The following is a 16,936-nucleotide window of genomic DNA, read 5'->3' as shown; positions in this document are numbered from 1 at the left end:
CCGCGCAGCCATATGAAGCCCCGTCATGGCGTCCTGTATCGGCTCTGCGCCGCGCGCACGGCGAACCACAACGACGTGGGGTCGCAACGCACGATCGCCTCCTTTCGCTCACGCAGTGCGGTCCAGGTCGAAGTGCACGTGTCGTACAGGAAGGCCCAGTGCGGATACATCCGACGAAGCTGCCACAGAGTCACCGCGTCGTCGGCTGCGCGGTCGTCGCTCACCGTCCACACTGGTGCGTGGCGGCCGGCACCCGCCACCTTCGGGGGCAAGCGGGAGTTGTACGTGGCGCCGTTGCGCCGGTATGTCGAGCAGCGGTCCCGGCCGGTGCTGGACGCGCTGGCCGTCGACGACCGCGGGATAGTGGCGGCGCCTATTTCTTCGACCGGCTGATCCAGGCCCGTTGCGAGGGGCCGCGCGCCCGCTGGGGCCGCATGGTGTCCAATGCGCACGCCGGGGCCGGCCTCGGTTCCGGCGCCGAGGGCCCCGACGGCGAACACGCGCAGGTACGCCTGGTGTTGGAGGAACATCACGCGTGGCTGCGGGCGGCCATGACCGCGGCGTTGGAGACCGCACGGTCCCGGTCGCAACTGTGGCCCGGCGTGGAGTTGGAGGCCACTGCGGATGTGCTGGCCTACGGGGGTGAGTGTACGAACTCGCTTGGCTGACCACCCATCGGCCCAGTTCCCTCCGAGTAGGTGGGCTAATCGGTCAAGGTTGTTGCGGGGTGGCTGAGATGCTCAGTCTTCGCCCACGACGGCCAGGTCGTCACCCAGGGCTGCGGCGATCCGGGCGGCACGGGAGTGATCGTCCAGTCGGCGGGTGAGGTAGGCGCAGGCGTGGTGGTGTCGGAGGGACCACCAGGCGGCGGAGCCTCCGATGCCGCCCTTGGCGATCTTTCCTTTGTCGCGTACGAAGCCCAGCGTCCAGGTGATCCGGGTGCCGAAGACCTCGTCGTAGTCGGTGACTTGGGAGGTGAGGAGTTCGGTGTGCAGTTGCGGCCCCAGCAGTTGGCGTACCGGTCCGTCCTCGCTGGTGAGGTGGGAGAAGAACGCCGCCATCGCGCTTGCCGTCGTGTGCATGTTCACCGCGCCGAACACCGCCTGACGCCAGTCCCGGGAGTTCGTCCGCCCCGTGTCCAGGGCACCGTCAGGTATGGCGAGCCAGGGTGCGGCATGGAGCTGCTGTGGCCAGTGGGGGTGCGCGTACTCGAGGTCGGCGACGCGGTCCAGCTCCTGCGCCGGGACCCCGAACCAGGCGTCGAGGTCCAGCGCGGGCCGCACGACGTCGTTGAACATCGCCCCCAGCGTCGTCCCGGCCGCGGCTCGCAGGATGCCGTCGACCAGGTGGCCGTAGGTCAGTGCGTGCTCCCCGAGTGACGTCCCGGGAACGTACTCCGGTGCCGCCTGCGCGAGGCTGTCCCGCAGCCCGGCGTCGTCCAGCAGGTCCAGGTTCGCGGCTTCGGCTGGGAACCGCGGCTGGCCCGCCCGGTGGGTGAGCACCTGACGCAGGGTGGTCCGTTCCTTGCCGCGGACTCCGTACTCCTTCCAGTACTCGGCGATCGGGTCGTCCAGTGCCAGCGCACCCTCGCGGACCGCGACCAGAGCCGCGAGCGTGACGAACGACTTCGACAGGGAGTACGGCATGACGAGGGTGTCTTCGCGCCACGGACGGCTCCGTCCGGCATCGGCCCAGCCCGCGTTCAGGCGGACGACCTCGCGGCCTTCGCGCCAGACCGACAGGCCCGCCCCGGTCTCCAGCCCGCTGTCCACCAGCTGCTGGAAGACCCGCTGCACCTCTTCGTATCCGTCCGCGGCAAATCCCTCAACGTGCGTCATACACGCCTCCTCCGTAATCAGTACCGCGCGCGGTGACCCGCGCCATCACTGTCGGCCAACTGCCACACCGGCCAGCACAACCGCCCTCATGGGCCTCACCACGATCCACAGGATCGTACCCCCCACCCGTATACTGCCGCATGGGATGGACATGTCCCACAGTTCAGACGTCACTGACGGGCTGGTTCGAGGCCGGCGACGAGGTTGAAGGCGCCGGTGAGCAGGTTGAGGCTGACCAGGCCGGGGATCTCGGCGATGACGCGGTCGCTCCAGCCGTGGGCGCGGAGCAGGGCGATGTCGTCGCCGGTCAAGGAGGCCGGTTCGGTCAGCACGCGGACGGCGAAGGCGACGAGAGCCGCCTCGCGGGCGTCGGTCGCGGTGCCCTGCCGGGCCAGGGCGATGTCGGTGTCGGTCAGTCCTGCGGCTCGGCCTGCTTCGGTGTGGGCGGCAAGGCAGAGGCCGCAGCCGATCTGCTCCTGTACCGCGAGGGAGATCTTCTCGCTCAGGGCTCGGGGGATCTTGGTGCGCTTCATCGCGCGGGAGAGGTCGAGGTAGCCCTGCAGCAGGGCGGGCGAGTGCGCCATGGTGCTGACCATGGGGCCGACGGATCCGTGGCGGCCGATGATGTCGTTGAGGATGTCCCTGGACTTGGCGGGGGCTTCGTCCGGTGTCAGCGCTGGCAGGTTCGACATGGGGTCACTCCTTGGGGGCGTGGTCGGCGTTGATCGCTGAGGTCGGTGGAGTTGTCTTATCGGCGGGAATCGGTCCGAGGCTGTGGGAAGGCTGAGGAGGTGTCGGTGAGCGCGGCGTCCAGGGCCCAGCGGGGGCGCGCCGTACCACCGGCGAACGTAGGACCCGCGTGGGGACGGATGTCGGTTTCGGCATGGATGTTCTCCCCATGGGACCGGGGGCCGCTGGGTGCGGCCCCCGGGGTGTCGGCGGTCAGCGGCCTGCCTTGCTGCCGCGTTCCGCCGGGCGTCCGGCCGGGGACGCCGGCTCGGGCTCGGGGCGGGGGGACCGCAGGGTGACGGCGGCCAGCACCGCTCCGGTCAAGGCGATGAGACCGGCGCCGAGGAAGGCGGCGGAGAAGCCGTCGGTGAGCGCGGGCAGGTTCCCCAGTTCGTCGGCGCCCTGGGAGGCGGCGATGGCGGTCATCGCGGCCAGGCCCAGTGCCGAGCCGACCTGGTAGCTGGTGTTGACGATGCCGGAGGCCAGGCCGCCCTCCTCGGGACGGGCCGAGGAGATGGCCGTGCCCAGGGAGGGGATGAAGGCCAGCGACATGCCCAGCGCCGCCACCAGCGAGGCCGGCAGGACGTCGACCCAGAAGTTTCCATCAGGCCGGACGAGCGACAGCCAGCCCATGCCCACCGCCAGCACGGCCAGGCCGGCCACGGTCATGGCCTTGGCGCCGAACCGGCCGATGGCGCGCGGCGCCAGGGTGATCATCCCGATCATGATCAGCACGGTCATCGGCAGCAGCGCCGCGCCGGAGGGGAAGGCGCTGTAGCCGAGTACCTGCTGCAGGTACAGGTTCAGGAAGAACCACATCGGAATCCACGCGCCGCCCAGCAGGAGCTGGGCGAGGTTGGCCGCGCCCAGGTTGGGCGTACGGAAGATCGACAGCGGCATCAGCGGCTCCCGGCGGGCCGCCTGGATTCCCAGGAACACCGCCAGCAGCACCAGACCGGCGGCCATCACACCCCAGGTCTGCGCCGACGCCCAGCCGACCTCCGGGGCGCGGACGATCGCGTAGACCACGGCGCCCAGGCCGAGGGTGACGGTCAGCGCGCCCAGCACGTCCACCGAGCCGCGTGCCCCGGCGCCGCCGGCGGGCATCAGCATCGGCGCCGCGACCAGTGCCAGCACGGCGATCGGAATGTTGATGTAGAAGACCCAGGGCCAGGACACGTATTCGGTGATGACGCCGCCCAGGAAGACGCCGGCGGTGCCTCCGGCGGGGGCCGCCGCCCCGTACAGGGCCAGGGCCTTGGTGAGCTCGCGCGGGTTGGCGCCGAACAGCATCATCAGCAGGGTCAGCGCCGAAGGCGCGATGAGCGCCGCGCCCACACCCTGCACGGCGCGGCCGGTCAGCTCGACCGCCACGCTTCCGGCGGCTCCGGCCACGGCCGAGCCCACCAGCAGGATGACCCAGCCGGCGACGAACAGCCGCCGAGCGCCGAACAGGTCCGACAGGCGGCCGCCGAGCAGCAGCAGGCCACCGAAGGCGACGACATAGGCGTTGAAGACCCAGGACAGGTCCTCCTGGGAGAACCCGAGGTCCTCCTGGATCCGGGGCAGCGCCACCCCGATGATCGAGGTGTCCATGATCACCATGAACTGCGCCAGGGCTATCAGCGCCAGCGCCCACCAACGGCGGGCGGCGGGCGCCGCGGACGAGGTAGACATGATCACTCACTCCTTACCGGCGGGGGGTATCGACTGGCGAGGAAACTACCCCCTGGGGGTATAACTTCGCAAGCCCTGGCGGCGACGTGATTTCCGTGGTGGGGATCACGTGAGGTCTGCTGCGGTGTAGGTCATCTGGAGCAGCTGTGCGCGTGGGAAGGGGACCGCTGTGACGTGTGCTGGTATGCAGTGGTGCTGGATGACGTCGTCGGCTGCTCGGGCTGATGGTCCAGGCGCCTACGCATTGAGGGGGCCGGCTCGGCGCGTATCGCTGGGGGAGAAGGTGTCTCGTTTGGAGCCTGCTTATACCCCGTACCGGTGTCTCCGTCCTGGGAGCGGCGCACCCCAGTCGGCGCCTGGCAAGCAGGACACCGTGATGCTCGGGGAGCCGCCGACCCCGTCGTCATCTCCTGAGGGTTGCCCTTGTGCCCGTCTGTGGCCCAAAGGCGCCCTCGCCGCCGTAGCCGGCGCGTTGCTCCCCGCTCCAGGCATGTTCGCCGCTGGATGTACTCGGTCAGGGCGTTGCGGAACCACTGTCATGCTCGCGAACTCGCCGAGCAGGTCATCGGTGCTCTGCTGGCAGTCATCGGCGCTGGCGGCGCGTGCCGGACGGTGCCTCGGCTTGAGCCAGCAGGGGGTACGGCTCCCGGTCATTTCGCCGTGCACGGGGATTGTGATGTAGATCACTGCCTCGGTTGTCACGTCGAGAGGGCTTGCCCCGTCTGGTTGCCGTACGCGAGGTAGTCCCGGCGCGGCCGCCGGGACGGACCAAGGAGTGATCACGCGAGTTCTCGTCGCGGGAGCCACCGGAGTGATCGGCGGCCAGATGGTGCCGCTGCTGTCGGCCGTGGGACACGAGGTGCTGGGGCTGGTTCGGCCGGGAGGCGATACCGCCGCGCTGGAGGCGGCGGGGGCGCGGGTGGTGGTCGCCGACGCGCTGGACCGGGACGGGCTGCGCACCGCGGTGCGGCAGGCCGCCCCCGACGCGGTGGTGAACATGCTCACCGCGATCCCGGCCGAGATCGATCCCAAGCATCTGGCGCGCGACTTCGCGCTGACCAACCGGCTGCGCACCGAGGGCACGAAGAACCTGATCGAGGCGGCGCCCGGAGCGCGATTGATCAGCCAGGGCCTGGCCTACGCCTACCAGCCCGGCGACGGCCTGGCCGACGAGGACGCCCCACTGTGGCGCACGGGCACGCCCAAGCAGTTCGCGTCCGTGCTGGACGCCCTGGTCGAGCTGGAACGCCTGACCACCCGGGCGGGCGGGCTGGTACTGCGGCTGGGCCACCTGTACGGGCTCGGCTCGATCTACGCCGCGGACGGATCGTTCGTCCGGCGGGTGCGGGCCGGGAAGGTGCCGCTGGTCGGCGGCGGCAACGCGGTGTTCTCCTTCACCCACGCCGACGACGTGGCGACCGCCGTCGCCGCCGCCCTGGACAAGCCCGACGTCACCGGCGTGCTCAACATCGTCGACGACCGGCCCGCGCCGCTGCGGGAATGGCTGCCGGAGCTGGCCGCGATCCTGGGCGCCCCGGCGCCGAGGAGGGCGCCCGCCGCGCTGGCCCGGCTGGCGGTCGGGAGCTGGGGCGTGGCGTTCATGAACCGGCTGCGCGGCGCCGACAACTCCCGGGCCCGGCTGCGGCTGGACTGGCGTCCCCGCTACGCGTCGGTGACCGACGGGTTCGCCGCCGAGCTGGGCGGCCGGACAACCGGCGGAATGGCCCAGGCCGCGTGAGCGTTGTGCCCGCGCAACCCGCAGGCCCCGCCGCCGCGGGGCCTGCGACGGCCGAGCCCAGGGAGCCGAACATGACCAGTGGCGCACGGGACGGTGCCGTCGAGGTTTTCGAAGAGCACCGCCGGATCCTCCTCGGCCTGGCGTACCGGCTGCTGGGCAGCATGTGGGACGCCGAGGACGTGGTTCAGGAGGCCTACCTGCGCTGGACGAACATCGACCGGGAGCAGGTCCGCGAGCCCCGCTCGTTCCTGGTGACGGTCGTCACGCGACTGGCGCTCGACCAGCTGCGCTCCGCGCGGGCGTCCCGCGAGTCCTACACCGGTCCGTGGCTGCCCGAACCGGTGGACGCCCGGGCGTTCGGCCCCCTGGACACCGCCGAGCTGCGCGACACGCTCTCGTACGCGACACTGCACATGATGGAGCGGCTGTCGCCGCCCGAACGCGCGGTGTTCGTGCTGCGCGAGGCCTTCGACCTGCCCTACGACGAGATCGCCGAGATCCTCGGCAGCCCGTCCGCGACCTGCCGGCAGTGGCATCACCGTGCGGTGGGACGCCTGGCCGACGGCCGCGGCCGGTTCACCCCGGCCACCGGCGACCACACCGAACTCCTCAAGCGTTTCCTGGGCGCCGCGCAGAACGGCGACGTGACGGCGCTGGCGGAACTGCTGGCCGAGGACGCCATCGCCTACAACGACGGCGGCGGCAAGGTGCGCGCCGCCCTGCGTCCGGTCGTCGGCCGCGCCAAGGTGCTGGCGTTCGTGGCCGGGCTGATGTCCCGGTATCCGCTGGAGGAGGCCCGCCTGACCGAGGCCAACGGCGAGCCCGCGATCTGGACCGTGATCGGCGGCCAGCGACAGCTGGTCACCTTCGGCATCCGCGACGGACGCATCCACGAGATCTTCAGCATCCTCAACCCCGACAAGCTGTCGAGTATCGCCCCGGCGAACACAGCATGACCGCTGCTGGGCGCTCTTCCCGAGTCGAGCCCGCGGTCATCCCTCCGACGCGAAAGGGATCACCGTGACGACGACGGCGAGGACCGACCACCCCACCACCGGGCGAGCCGGGTCACCGTGCTCGATCTCGGTGCCGTGCTCGATCTCGGTGCCATGGGCTCGGCGATCGCCAGGACGTTCGTCGAACGCGGATATCGCACGACGGTCTGCAACCGGACCGCGAGCAGGAGCGCGCCGCTGGTCGCCGCCGGTGCCACGGCGGCTGCGATGGCGGCCAGCCCGCCCGTCGTGGTCTGCCTACTCGACGGCACGGCGGTGGACGAGATACTGGGGTCCGTCGATGCCGCGGTCGCGGGCAGGGCGCTGGTGAACCCCACCAGCGGCTCACCTGCCCAGGCGCGCGCCGAGCGTGTCGCCGGCTCGCTGGCGGCTCATCAGTTGCTGACCGCGATCGCCAAAACGGTCGCGAGCGGGACTGCCCACCGGCTCTCGGTCCGCTCCGCGTCCAGGTCGCGCTGGTGAACGACATGACCAACCACCGGGGAGTCCGTCGGCGTGGAAGCCGTGCGGATGCGCCAGGTCAGGGAACTGATGGATCGCCGGATCGCCGACGGCCACGGCGAACAGGGATGCGGCCTTCCTGGATGCGCACGAGGCGGTGCAGCAGTCCTGACAGTTCCGGGCTGGTGCTATCGCTCCGCTTCCGCGGACAGGGCGGATGAGGGCGAGGGCGTGATGTCGCCGGTGGCGGTGGTCTCGGGCAGGGAAGGCGCCAGGTCGGCGTGGGTGCCAGCGGCCGTGGTGTGGCGGGCTCGGCCGCCGGGTAGCAGGGACTGTGCGGCCTTCAGGGCGCGGGCGAGCAGGTGTGCGCGCCCGGCGACGATGGGGCTGAGGACGGCGAGGACGAGGACGTAGCTGGCGATGAACGGGGCGAGGCGGCCGTCGAGTCCCGCGCTGGCGGCCATGGCGGCCAGGATCAGCGCGAACTCGCCACGTCCCAGGAGCGTGGTGGCGATGTTCGCGGCGGGCTGGGGGCCGTAGCGGTACAGGCGTGCTGCGAACAGTCCCGCGGCCACGTTCATGACGATGGTCAGCATGACGGCGGCGGCGACCGGCACGGCGACGGAGGCGATGTCCGCCGGGTTGATGGCCAGGCCGAAGGCGAAAAAGAAGATCGCGGCGAAGGCGTCGCGCAGCGGATGCACGAGTTCGCGGATCCGCGGCCCGGAGGGGGTGCCGGCGAGGATCAGGCCGACCATGAAGGCGCCGATGGCGTCGACCACCCCGAGGACCTCGGAGACACCGGCGATGAGGATCGCGGCGCCGAGGAAGCTGATGACCAACAGTTCGTTGTCGCGCACCGCGACCAGACGTCCGATCAGGCGGGTGCCGTAGCGGGCGGCGATGGCCAGCACCATCAGGAATCCGAACGCCTTGGCCGCCTGGAGGATCGTTTCCGTGATGCCCTGGGCGCCGCTGATGACGGGCTGAAGCGCGGCGAGGTACAGGGCGAGGAAGATGTCCTCCACGACGGTGACGCCCAAGATCAAGCGGGTCTCGGGGCGACCGATGCGGCCGAGGTCGATGAGGACCTTGGTGACGATCGCGGAGGAGGAGATGCCCAGGACGCCGGCGAGCACCAGGGCTTCCCGTACCCCCCACCCCAGAGCGAACCCGAATCCCAGGCCCGCGCCGACGTTCAGCAGCAGGTAGATGCCGCCGGCGGTCAGCAGGCGCCTGCCGCCGCTCCTCAGATCGTCGAGTTGGAACTCCAGCCCCAGGTAGAACAGCAGGAGCACCAGCCCGAGCGCGGAGAGCATCTCGAAGTCGTGCGCGTCCTCCACCAGGACCAGGCCCGGAGTATGCGGGCCGAGCATGATGCCGGCGAGCATGAACAGCGGGATGGTCGGCAGGCCGATGCGCCTGCCGAGGCGGGCGAAGACGGCGGCGGCCAGGAAGGCGCCGCCCATGGCGAGCAAGGTGTCAGCATGTCCCACGGGTCACCACCTTCCGCAGTGGGGTGGGCGCAGGCTGTCGCAACTGACGGGAGTGGAACGTCCTCCTCTGTTCCCGGGCGTGTCAGGCCCGAGTGATCATGGCCGGAGTGGGATGCACCGGGCTCATAAGTGAAGGCCGGAGCGATCCGGGGCGTGTGGTGCCGAGAGCAGATACGTCGCCACCCCTGCGGTGACCAGGCCCGATGCCAGGAGCATCCCGTGAGGCAGCACCATGCCCACGGCCAGCGTCGCCAACGAGAGAGCCAGCAGAGCCCAGGCCCAGCCGCGCCGTCGCGGCCGGCGCGGGTTTCCTGTGTCCCGACCGCGGGCGAAACGGGGGTCGCTTCGCCGCATCTGCGCTTCGAGATCGTGCAGTGGATTCCTACCGGGCTGCGCCATGACTCCTCCTTCCGAGGGCCCGGCAAAGCGGGTCCATCCACCGTCACACGCCGCCTTGCGGGATCACCATCGGGCCCAGCACCCATTTCCGCAGGTCTCCACCCCCACAACCGGCCGTCGCATGGACGTCTGCACCGATGGACATCAGCGCACCGCACCCCTCAGGCTGGTCATGAAGGCTGAACGGCCCTTTCGACGGCAGCGAAGACACGTACGCCGGTGCGCGAGCAGGGTCGGTCCCAGCCACCGGCCGAGCGACGGGAGGAGAGTCGGTGACGATGCCCCTGTTCTGGCGGATCTTCCTCCTCAACGCGGTGGTCCTGCTGGCCGCCACCGCCCTGTTGCTGCTCGGCCCCGTCACCGTCTCCACCCCGGTGCTGCTGACCGAGGCGGTCATCCTGGTTTCGGGACTGGCCGTGATGTTGATCGCCAACGCGTTCCTGCTGCGCTTCGGGCTGGGCCCGCTGGGACGGCTGGCGCGCAGCATGGCCACCGTCGACCTGCTGCGCCCTGGTCCCAGGCCGGTCGCCTCCGGGCACGGCGAGATCGCAGAACTGGTCACGGCCTTCAACGCCATGATCGGCCGTCTGGAAGCCGAACGAGCCGCCAGCAGCGGCCGCGCCCTCTCAGCGCAGGAAGCCGAGCGGCATCGCATCGCCCAAGAACTCCATGACGAGATCGGCCAGAGTCTCACCGCCGTCCTGCTCGACCTCAAACGCGTCGCCGACCAGGCCCCCGCCCCCGTACGCGAGCAATTGCACGACGTCCAGGAAACAACCCGCGCCAGCCTGGACGAAATCCGCCGCATCGCCCGTCGCCTACGCCCCGGCGTCCTGGAAGAACTCGGCCTGACCAGCTCCCTCAAAGCCCTCACCAGCGAATTCACCGGTCCGTCGATGTCCGTACGCCACCACATCGACGCCCATCTGCCGCCCCTGGACCACGACACCGAACTCGTCGTCTACCGCGTCGCCCAGGAGAGCCTGACCAACGCCGCCCGCCACTCCGGCGCCCGCGCCGTCGACGTCACCCTCAAGCTCACTCCCGCCGGTGTGGAGCTGAGCGTCCGCGACGATGGCCACGGCATTCACGGCGCTCCTGAAGGCGCCGGCATCAGCGGTATGCGCGAACGCGCCTTGCTCATCGGCGCCGACCTCACCCTCGGCCCCGGGCTCGGCAGCGGCACCGAGGTGCGTCTGGTCGTTCCTACCGACCACGGGAGCCACTGACCATGCCCGAGGCGAACGAAACCCGCATCCTGCTCGCCGACGACCACCAACTGGTCCGCCGCGGAGTGCGCCTCATCCTCGATGCCGAGCCTGACCTGACCGTGGTCGCCGAAGCCGGCAACGGCGCCGAGGCCCTCGAAGCCGCCCGCACAGGGGCCGGCCCGGGCTGTCGGCGCCGCTCGACCCAGACCTGCCGAGCGCGGACATCCGCTATTTCATGGGGATGCCTTGTATCCCAGGTGCAATGAGATTCCCATTGCTCTCCATAATGCCGTGCCAGCGTTTGAGAAAGCGTCGGAGGCTGTCGTGTCGAAGGTTGATGAGTTCTTCCATGCTCGAATCGTACGAGACTGAGCGATCACTCGCGAGCCACTGCTCACGGAGGGTGCTAACAGAATCAGCTCACAAGGCGTCGCCAGCAGATGATGGCGGCGGCCAGGGCATGAATACTCCGTGGATGTCGTTGCGGATCTCCGACGGATGCGCAAGCGGCGGATCTCAATGGTCGTGTCAAGCCGTTGGCGACGCCGGTGAGAGGAGGGTGAATGGCCTGTTGTCACGCAACATCGCCCACAGCGCCCAGTCACGTCAGGGCCGGCCCGCACGCGCTTCTTAGCGTGACTTTCCGTTCCGTTGCTACATCGCTCCCTAGTCCTCGACGGCCCTGCTGTGCGACTCGGGGCCATCGGGGGCGGCAGTCAGCACCGGGCGTGCTCGCAGGCATTCGGGGGAACGGTGGTCGGTCCCGGCGGTGTCGTCCTCGCCCTGGTCTGGACGCGCCGTTCCCCCTTGTGTGATCAAATGAATTGCTCGGCCATGCTGAGTCCCCCATCGCGGCGGATGCGTGTCCGTGCAACTGCTTCACAAGGAGGATAATTTTTGTTTTCCACGACCATCGATGTAGTCGCCATCGGTCACACTGGCGGCGAGCCCCATGCGCTGCGGGGCCTGTTGGCCGAGTACGGTGCCGACGTACGCCTGCTGCCCATCGGGGCTCCCCAGCATCTCGCTGATGTGCTCGGCGGGCGTCAGAGCCGTGCTGAGCACCTTGTCCTGTGCTGCCATGGTGATGAGCGCGGCATCCTCCTCGACGAGCTCGCCCCGGAGATCGCACGCTCGCAGCCTTTCAACGACGTGCTGACCCCGGAGAACGCGGCTGAGCTCACTCGCCTTTCCGGCACCTTGGTGGTGAGCACGGGATGCATGACCGGCACCGAGGCCTTCGCCGAGGCGTTCATGAGGGGTGGCTGCTCGGCATACATCGCCCCCGAGGACTATCTGGAGGGGACAGCCGCGATCGCCTTCGTGAGCGTCTTCTACTACCACTTGCTGCAGTTGAAGACCCCGCTGCCTGACGCGGTCCGTCTGGCCGCGAATCTGGGAGGTGACACCACGCTGTTCCGGCTGTGGAACTGACCTCCTACGTCACTGAATTAGGAGGCGTCCTGTCACCGGGCCGGTCACCATTCCCTTGATCATCGCCCTGGGCGTCGTGCTGCTGGTGGTGTTCGTCCTGTGGCAGCACCGGTGGCGCGACGAGCCGCTGATGCCCCTGGCCCTGTTCGGCGTGCGCAACTTCGCGGTCGGTACGAGGTCGGGTTCGTCTGCCAGTTCAGCATGATCGGCATCATGTTCGTGCTGGTGCTGTTCCTGCAGATGGCCCACGGGTACTCGGCGCTGGAGACCGACCTGGTGGTGCTGCCGAACGTCGTGCTCACCGCGGCCGGCTCGGCCTACGCCGGACGGCTGTCGGACAAGTTCGGCGGCAAGTACATCCTGAGGCCGGGATGACCCTGCTGGCCGTAGGCCCCCTGGTGCTGGTCGCCATGACCGGCCCCACCAGCAGCGCGTGGAACCTGCTGCCCGGTTTGACCATCATCGGGATCGCCAGCGGCGCCACGTTCGCACCACTGCAGCAGGCCACCATGGACGGCGTCGATCCCCGACTGGCGGGGGCGGCCTCCGGCGTCTCCAGCACCATTCGGCAGGTCGGCGGTGTCCTTGGTACCGCCATGCTGGGCGCGCTGCTGCCGGCCCGTCTCCGTTGCAACGCGCCAAGACCGCCGCGCTCGAGATGATCGAGCGCTCCGTCGTCGTTACGCCTCGATCGCGGGCCCGATCACGCAGGCGTCCTTGACACAGCCCTCGGGCCTGGAGATGTAGTACTACAGCCGTACCGTGTCATAACGGTCGGCGGTTTCGGGGCCGTCAACGTCCGTCAGGCGGCTGGTCTGACGTCTACTCGGCGGGGTTGTGTTCCGGGACCGGCTGGGCGTCCCACTGCCCGGCCTGCCGGAACCGGCTGAGCGGCCGCCGAATGTGCCGAGGGCCGCCTGCAGCAGACTTTTTCAACGCGGTGGCCACCAGTTTCGCCGGGTAGGCGACCAGCAGGGCATTCGCCCGGCCCGCCTGGGAGTCGGCAGCTACCAGCACCATCAGCTGATGAGCCGGCCGCTGCACCTGGAGCCAGGCGATCAACGTCCAGCCGGCGGGCGTTCGTAGAGTGGGCACATGATCTACGCGGTGATCCCATTGACCGCATCCGTCCGGCGAGCTGTCAAGGAGAAGTGGGGAGTCGACGGCCATGGGGAGGCGCTGCGGCTGCATGGCGGTGAAGAGTCGGTCGCGTATCGACTCGGGGACCATGTCGTACGCATCGGTCCTGAGTGGCGCGGCACCGAGGAAGCGGAATGGTGTCACGCGGTCGGTCGGCACGCCGCCGCCCGGATACCCGAGGCCGTCGCACCGCTGACCACGTTCGACGGCGCTACCGTTACGCGGGTTGAAGGACGGCCGGTATCGCTGTGGCCCTATGTCCAAGGGCGCTGGCCGCGGGAGTCGGAGCATGCGCTCCAGGCGGCCCGTCTTCTGGCCCGTCTCCACAACGCCCTGTCCACGGCCCGCCCGGCACCTCGCCCCGTTCGGTCCTTCGCGGAGTACGGGCTTTTCGGAGCCGAGGACGGTCCCGGGGGGCACGGCGGCCTCGACGACCCCGATCTGGATCTCTGGCTCGCAGAGTTCCACCGTACGCATTCGAACCGTCACCCCTTGCACGGCGATTACTACGCGGGCAACACCCTGGTCCATGGCGACGTGCTCACCGCCATCCTGGACTGGGACGAGTCCTTCGTGGGCGCTCCCGAGTACGAACTGGCCGCGGCCGCGACCGAATGGGGAGAGGACCAGCTTCACCTGGCACGGCGGTTCGTCGATGCCTACTTGGACGAGGGCGGAACGGCCGGAGACCTCGACGACGAGGCGCTGGCCCAGTTGATCAGGCACAAGATGCGCAGAGAGGCCGCCTACTTCGAGCAGTCCGTCGCCCGCGGTGTCAGGCACGACCAGGAGGACCTCGACTACCACCACACGCGGATCGAGATCTTCCACCGGCTCCGACCCTGATCCTCGGGCCGTTCAGCGACGACAGACGCAAGGCAGCAGGGCCGAAGAGTGCGTGAAATGACCCCGAACAAGGGCGGCCGGTCGGGCCGCCCCGGGCGACGCAATACGACAAGTACAACGCAGTCCAGCCGGCGTAGGTCTTCTCGGTGTTGAACCCCCGACCGCCGCGCGTAACCCCGCCAGATGCGCCGACGCGTCGACATGCGGCCCGAAGTCCTCATCGACCACTTCCCACAACACCGCGCCGATCGTCACAGCTCCGGGTCGTTGTCGGCGGCGGGGTCGCGCAGGTCCCGCAACCGGCTGACTTTCGGACGGTTGAACGGGTACGTCCCGTGGAAGTTGATGTGTTCTCATCGCGGCGGCGACAAGGCAGCCCCGATCTCCGGGCCGATCTTCATGCTGATCAATAGGTGCAGGTCAGGAAGGTTCCACAGGTGCAATCCGGATGGAGGAGCGCAGCAGCGGTCCCGCCCTCGATCTCAGCCTCCGCGATCACCTTGAACCGCCGCAGCCGGTCGCCCTCCACTCCTCCGCCGTGGCGCCGTTGCAGGTCGGCCAGCCGATGGTGGCGCTCGCCGGCATCGGCCGCGCCGGCATCGGGCCCGACATCGCCGGTTGCGACCTCACGGCCGCGCGGGCACGCGGCACCCGGACGCGGACGTGCGCTCAGACCAGCCCGGCTGCGGCGACGGTCAGCGCGGGGAGCGCCCACCAAGGGGTCAGCAGCCATTCCACCGCCAGCGCGATCAACGACACCATGATGAGGCACTTCTCCGGTCCGGGCGCGGGCCCTGCGGACGCCACTACCATGATCGGCTTCAAATCGACGTCCCGAAGGGAACGGCAGTGACGGACACCGGCGCGCACGACCGCTACCTCGATCACCTCAAGCGGCACCTCGGCGAACTCGTGGAGACCTGGCCGGAAGGTTCCGACGGCGAGGACCGAGGCTTCGGCCTGCACGAGTTCCACCTCGCCGACCCGGGCTTCACCACCGTGATCACCGACGGGCTGCGGACCGCGCCGATCAAGGCGCTCGCGCCGCTGGAACTGGCCTGCACACTGCGGGGGGACCAGCGCCACATCGCCCGGTACCTCGTCGGCTCCATGGCGCGGATGATGCTGCGCAACCCGGACACCTTCGTCCAGTACGGCTTCGTCTTCGAGAACTCCGAGCCCTTCGTCGAGGGAACCGGGATGCAGGCCCTGCTCGGCGCCCCGAGCATGTTCTTCCGCAACGGCTTCGACCTGATCGAGAAGGACTCCGGCGGCCTGGAACTGCAGATCATCACCCTGCTGCCGATCAGCGCCGGGGAGGCCGCCCATGTGGGGAACGCCGACGAGGACGCGCTGTTCGAGCTGTTCTGGGAGCACAAGACCCCCGTATGGGACGTCACACGGGCCTCGGTGGTCTGAACCCTCACAGCCGCTCGGGACAGCGAACGAGCGGCGTGTCCGGGACGACGAAAGGCGAGGTGAGACGCGCGCTTGGGCGGTGCTGGGGAGCCGGTGCGGGACGTGCTGGCGGCCAACCTCCGGCGCGCCCGGGTCGGGTGGGGGCTGTCGCTGTCGGAGTTGTTCCGCCGATTAAAGATCGGCAAGGCCACGTTGCCGCAGCTGGAGGCGGGCGCGGGCGACCCGACCACAGCCTGTCGCGGGGGCTGGAGGTGCCCATCTCCGACCTGCTGGACCAGCGGCTGCCCTCCGGCCCGACTGTGGTGCGCGGCGCCGAGGTGGAGGTGCTGCGCGGGGCGGCGGTCGACCTGCGTCCGCTGCACGGCATCGAGGCCGCGAACTGGCCCGCGCCGGGCTGCCGGGGACCGTCCTGGAGCGCGGCGGCCCCGCCGCCACCGCGGCACGGCGAGGGCAACGTGCTCGTGCGGGCTGGGACTTCATGACACCGCCTTCGATCCGTCGATGCTGGCCTACTTCTGGCGACGCCTGGCCGCTCCGCAGACCCGACCGCGTGTTCGGACGGTACGTGAGGTCGTCAAGGCCACCGCAGCAGCAGTGCACACGCCTGCAACTCGACGATGACCTGGTTCAGCCACTGCGTCGTCCACCTGGCGGGACGTGATGCGGCTACACAGTGAGAGAGGTAGGCCTGGTCCGAACTGGTGACGCCTTGCTGCCTACGTATTCGAACCGCAGAAGCTGGAGCCGTCACTGTCGACAACTGGCCTCAGTCGCCGCCGTCTGGCTGCTCAAGCGGCGGCCGCCAGGGTGATGGCCCGCGACGGGATCGCGGCTACCTCGACGAGGGCCATCGCCGCCGAGGCCGGCATGCCGCGCGGCTCGTTCCACTACTGCTTCCGGTCCAAGGACGAACTCCTCGGCGAGCTGGCCGCAAGCATCGTCAGCGACATGGTCCAAGCCGCCCGCGCCGTGTGGTCCCCGGACGCGCCCCTCGACCGCAACCTCAGGTTGGGCCTCAGGGCCGTCTGGGAGGCCGGCAGCGAGCGCCCCGACGAGCACCTCGTGGCCTACGAGCTCACCACGTACGCGCTGCATGACCCAGCCAGAGCACAACTCGCGCGACGGCAGTACGAGAGCTACTACAAGCAGGGGGCCGACTATCTGGCCTTCGTCGCCGAACAGGCAGGGATCAAATGGTCACTGCCCATGCCCACACTGGCCCGCCTGCTGGTGACGGTGATCGACGGACTGTTCTTGAACTGGCTCCCAGACCGGAACACTGAGGAAGCGATGGACGTCCTGGACGCGTTCGCCGACCAGCTCGCCGCCTTGGCCGTCCCCTCGGCGAAGACCCCGCCAACGGGACGGCGATGAGCACCGCACATGCCGGGTCCTGTTCCGCGGCAACGCCAGGCCCGCGGGACTGGCAGGAGCCGTTGATCGAGTGATCTGTGTTTTCGGTGGCGGTTGTCGTTCCGGTCACTGGGCGCCGGCCTTCGAACTTGTGCAGTCTCGGCAGAGCGAGGTGCTGAGTGGAGCGGCCCGTGTTGAT

Annotated in this window: 19 protein-coding genes and 1 pseudogene; 14 read left to right on the top strand and 6 right to left on the bottom strand. The window is 69.5% G+C overall.

Going from position 1 to position 16,936, the window contains the following annotated elements:
• Nucleotides 1–740: 740 nt before the first annotated feature.
• The 3 genes from ABZ801_RS35395 to ABZ801_RS35385 form a co-directional block, all read right to left on the bottom strand.
• Nucleotides 741–1,838 (bottom strand): serine hydrolase domain-containing protein, encoded by a 1,098-nt coding sequence (locus ABZ801_RS35395; RefSeq protein ID WP_360706592.1) that lies wholly within the window; start codon nucleotides 1,836–1,838, stop codon nucleotides 741–743.
• Between the two features lie 170 nt (nucleotides 1,839–2,008).
• Entirely contained in the window at nucleotides 2,009–2,530 is a 522-nt protein-coding gene (locus ABZ801_RS35390; protein WP_360706590.1) for a carboxymuconolactone decarboxylase family protein, read from the bottom strand.
• Nucleotides 2,531–2,780: 250 nt separating this feature from the next.
• Complete coding sequence (locus ABZ801_RS35385) at nucleotides 2,781–4,244, bottom strand: MFS transporter (protein ID WP_360706587.1); 1,464 nt, start codon at nucleotides 4,242–4,244, stop codon at nucleotides 2,781–2,783.
• Nucleotides 4,245–5,019: 775 nt separating this feature from the next.
• On the opposite strand from ABZ801_RS35385, the gene ABZ801_RS35380 reads away from it, so the two are divergent.
• The 3 genes from ABZ801_RS35380 (at nucleotide 5,020) to ABZ801_RS35370 (ending at nucleotide 7,460) form a co-directional block, all read left to right on the top strand.
• Nucleotides 5,020–5,982 (top strand): NAD(P)-dependent oxidoreductase, encoded by a 963-nt coding sequence (locus ABZ801_RS35380; RefSeq protein ID WP_360706584.1) that lies wholly within the window; start codon nucleotides 5,020–5,022, stop codon nucleotides 5,980–5,982.
• Nucleotides 5,983–6,053: 71 nt separating this feature from the next.
• Nucleotides 6,054–6,938 (top strand): RNA polymerase sigma-70 factor, encoded by an 885-nt coding sequence (locus tag ABZ801_RS35375; RefSeq protein WP_360706581.1) that lies wholly within the window; start codon nucleotides 6,054–6,056, stop codon nucleotides 6,936–6,938.
• A 117-nt stretch (nucleotides 6,939–7,055) separates the two neighbouring features.
• Nucleotides 7,056–7,460: an NAD(P)-binding domain-containing protein gene (locus tag ABZ801_RS35370; protein ID WP_360706578.1), complete on the top strand. Its 405-nt coding sequence runs from the start codon at nucleotides 7,056–7,058 to the stop codon at nucleotides 7,458–7,460.
• Between the two features lie 167 nt (nucleotides 7,461–7,627).
• Here the strand turns inward: ABZ801_RS35370 and ABZ801_RS35365 are convergent, their stop codons facing one another.
• On the bottom strand, nucleotides 7,628–8,935 hold the full coding sequence (locus ABZ801_RS35365; protein WP_360706575.1) for a cation:proton antiporter: 1,308 nt from the start codon (nucleotides 8,933–8,935) through the stop codon (nucleotides 7,628–7,630).
• Between the two features lie 123 nt (nucleotides 8,936–9,058).
• A complete protein-coding gene (locus ABZ801_RS35360; protein ID WP_360706572.1) occupies nucleotides 9,059–9,334 on the bottom strand; it encodes a DUF3040 domain-containing protein in 276 nt (91 codons plus the stop codon).
• Nucleotides 9,335–9,612: 278 nt separating this feature from the next.
• On the opposite strand from ABZ801_RS35360, the gene ABZ801_RS35355 reads away from it, so the two are divergent.
• The 6 genes and pseudogenes from ABZ801_RS35355 (at nucleotide 9,613) to ABZ801_RS35330 (ending at nucleotide 12,641) form a co-directional block, all read left to right on the top strand.
• Nucleotides 9,613–10,563, top strand: a complete 951-nt coding sequence (locus tag ABZ801_RS35355) for a histidine kinase (RefSeq protein ID WP_360706633.1) — start codon at nucleotides 9,613–9,615, stop codon at nucleotides 10,561–10,563.
• Between the two features lie 2 nt (nucleotides 10,564–10,565).
• A pseudogene (locus ABZ801_RS35350) lies at nucleotides 10,566–10,709 on the top strand (DNA-binding response regulator); the annotation flags it as partial.
• A gap of 733 nt (nucleotides 10,710–11,442) precedes the next feature.
• Nucleotides 11,443–11,979 carry a hypothetical protein gene (locus tag ABZ801_RS35345; RefSeq protein ID WP_360706569.1) on the top strand — a complete coding sequence of 179 codons (537 nt, stop codon included), beginning with the start codon at nucleotides 11,443–11,445 and terminating at the stop codon, nucleotides 11,977–11,979.
• 55 nt (nucleotides 11,980–12,034) lie between these two features.
• Nucleotides 12,035–12,184 (top strand): hypothetical protein, encoded by a 150-nt coding sequence (locus ABZ801_RS35340; protein WP_360706566.1) that lies wholly within the window; start codon nucleotides 12,035–12,037, stop codon nucleotides 12,182–12,184.
• Nucleotides 12,181–12,354: a hypothetical protein gene (locus ABZ801_RS35335; protein WP_360706564.1), complete on the top strand. Its 174-nt coding sequence runs from the start codon at nucleotides 12,181–12,183 to the stop codon at nucleotides 12,352–12,354. The genes ABZ801_RS35340 and ABZ801_RS35335 overlap by 4 nt, the downstream gene beginning before the upstream one ends.
• Complete coding sequence (locus ABZ801_RS35330; RefSeq protein WP_360706562.1) at nucleotides 12,351–12,641, top strand: MFS transporter; 291 nt, start codon at nucleotides 12,351–12,353, stop codon at nucleotides 12,639–12,641. The genes ABZ801_RS35335 and ABZ801_RS35330 overlap by 4 nt, the downstream gene beginning before the upstream one ends.
• Before the next feature lie 160 nt (nucleotides 12,642–12,801).
• Here ABZ801_RS35330 and ABZ801_RS35325 read toward each other — a convergent pair whose 3' ends face one another.
• Nucleotides 12,802–12,999, bottom strand: a complete 198-nt coding sequence (locus tag ABZ801_RS35325) for a hypothetical protein (protein WP_360706559.1) — start codon at nucleotides 12,997–12,999, stop codon at nucleotides 12,802–12,804.
• 75 nt (nucleotides 13,000–13,074) lie between these two features.
• On the opposite strand from ABZ801_RS35325, the gene ABZ801_RS35320 reads away from it, so the two are divergent.
• The 5 genes from ABZ801_RS35320 to ABZ801_RS35300 all read left to right on the top strand — a co-directional run bounded on the left by ABZ801_RS35320 (nucleotide 13,075) and on the right by ABZ801_RS35300 (nucleotide 16,758).
• Nucleotides 13,075–13,965 carry a phosphotransferase gene (locus tag ABZ801_RS35320; protein ID WP_360706556.1) on the top strand — a complete coding sequence of 297 codons (891 nt, stop codon included), beginning with the start codon at nucleotides 13,075–13,077 and terminating at the stop codon, nucleotides 13,963–13,965.
• A gap of 448 nt (nucleotides 13,966–14,413) precedes the next feature.
• Entirely contained in the window at nucleotides 14,414–14,818 is a 405-nt protein-coding gene (locus ABZ801_RS35315; protein WP_360706553.1) for a hypothetical protein, read from the top strand.
• Entirely contained in the window at nucleotides 14,815–15,384 is a 570-nt protein-coding gene (locus ABZ801_RS35310) for a suppressor of fused domain protein (protein ID WP_360706551.1), read from the top strand. Before ABZ801_RS35315 ends, ABZ801_RS35310 begins: the two co-directional genes overlap by 4 nt.
• Nucleotides 15,385–15,635: 251 nt before the next feature.
• Nucleotides 15,636–15,866, top strand: coding sequence for a hypothetical protein (locus ABZ801_RS35305; protein WP_360706548.1), 231 nt, complete (start codon nucleotides 15,636–15,638; stop codon nucleotides 15,864–15,866).
• Between the two features lie 256 nt (nucleotides 15,867–16,122).
• Nucleotides 16,123–16,758 (top strand): TetR/AcrR family transcriptional regulator, encoded by a 636-nt coding sequence (locus ABZ801_RS35300; RefSeq protein WP_360706630.1) that lies wholly within the window; start codon nucleotides 16,123–16,125, stop codon nucleotides 16,756–16,758.
• Nucleotides 16,759–16,936 lie beyond the last annotated feature (178 nt).

The organism is Actinomadura sp. NPDC047616 (assembly GCF_040642915.1).
Classification (GTDB): Bacteria; Actinomycetota; Actinomycetes; order Streptosporangiales; family Streptosporangiaceae; genus Spirillospora; species Spirillospora miaoliensis.
Note: the sequence above shows the minus strand (reverse complement) of the source record. Positions and strands in the feature narration are given on the sequence as shown.

Bases quoted from the DNA above. Each gene is read 5' to 3' on its own strand.
- ABZ801_RS35395 (WP_360706592.1), bottom strand. From the start codon at position 1,838: ATGACGCACGTTGAGGGATTTGCCGCGGACGGATACGAAGAGGTGCAG.
- ABZ801_RS35390 (WP_360706590.1), bottom strand. From the start codon at position 2,530: ATGTCGAACCTGCCAGCGCTGACACCGGACGAAGCCCCCGCCAAGTCC.
- ABZ801_RS35385 (WP_360706587.1), bottom strand. From the start codon at position 4,244: ATGTCTACCTCGTCCGCGGCGCCCGCCGCCCGCCGTTGGTGGGCGCTG.
- ABZ801_RS35375 (WP_360706581.1), top strand. From the start codon at position 6,054: ATGACCAGTGGCGCACGGGACGGTGCCGTCGAGGTTTTCGAAGAGCAC.
- ABZ801_RS35360 (WP_360706572.1), bottom strand. From the start codon at position 9,334: ATGGCGCAGCCCGGTAGGAATCCACTGCACGATCTCGAAGCGCAGATG.
- ABZ801_RS35355 (WP_360706633.1), top strand. From the start codon at position 9,613: ATGCCCCTGTTCTGGCGGATCTTCCTCCTCAACGCGGTGGTCCTGCTG.
- ABZ801_RS35335 (WP_360706564.1), top strand. From the start codon at position 12,181: ATGATCGGCATCATGTTCGTGCTGGTGCTGTTCCTGCAGATGGCCCAC.
- ABZ801_RS35330 (WP_360706562.1), top strand. From the start codon at position 12,351: ATGACCCTGCTGGCCGTAGGCCCCCTGGTGCTGGTCGCCATGACCGGC.
- ABZ801_RS35325 (WP_360706559.1), bottom strand. From the start codon at position 12,999: ATGGTGCTGGTAGCTGCCGACTCCCAGGCGGGCCGGGCGAATGCCCTG.
- ABZ801_RS35320 (WP_360706556.1), top strand. From the start codon at position 13,075: ATGATCTACGCGGTGATCCCATTGACCGCATCCGTCCGGCGAGCTGTC.
- ABZ801_RS35315 (WP_360706553.1), top strand. From the start codon at position 14,414: ATGGAGGAGCGCAGCAGCGGTCCCGCCCTCGATCTCAGCCTCCGCGAT.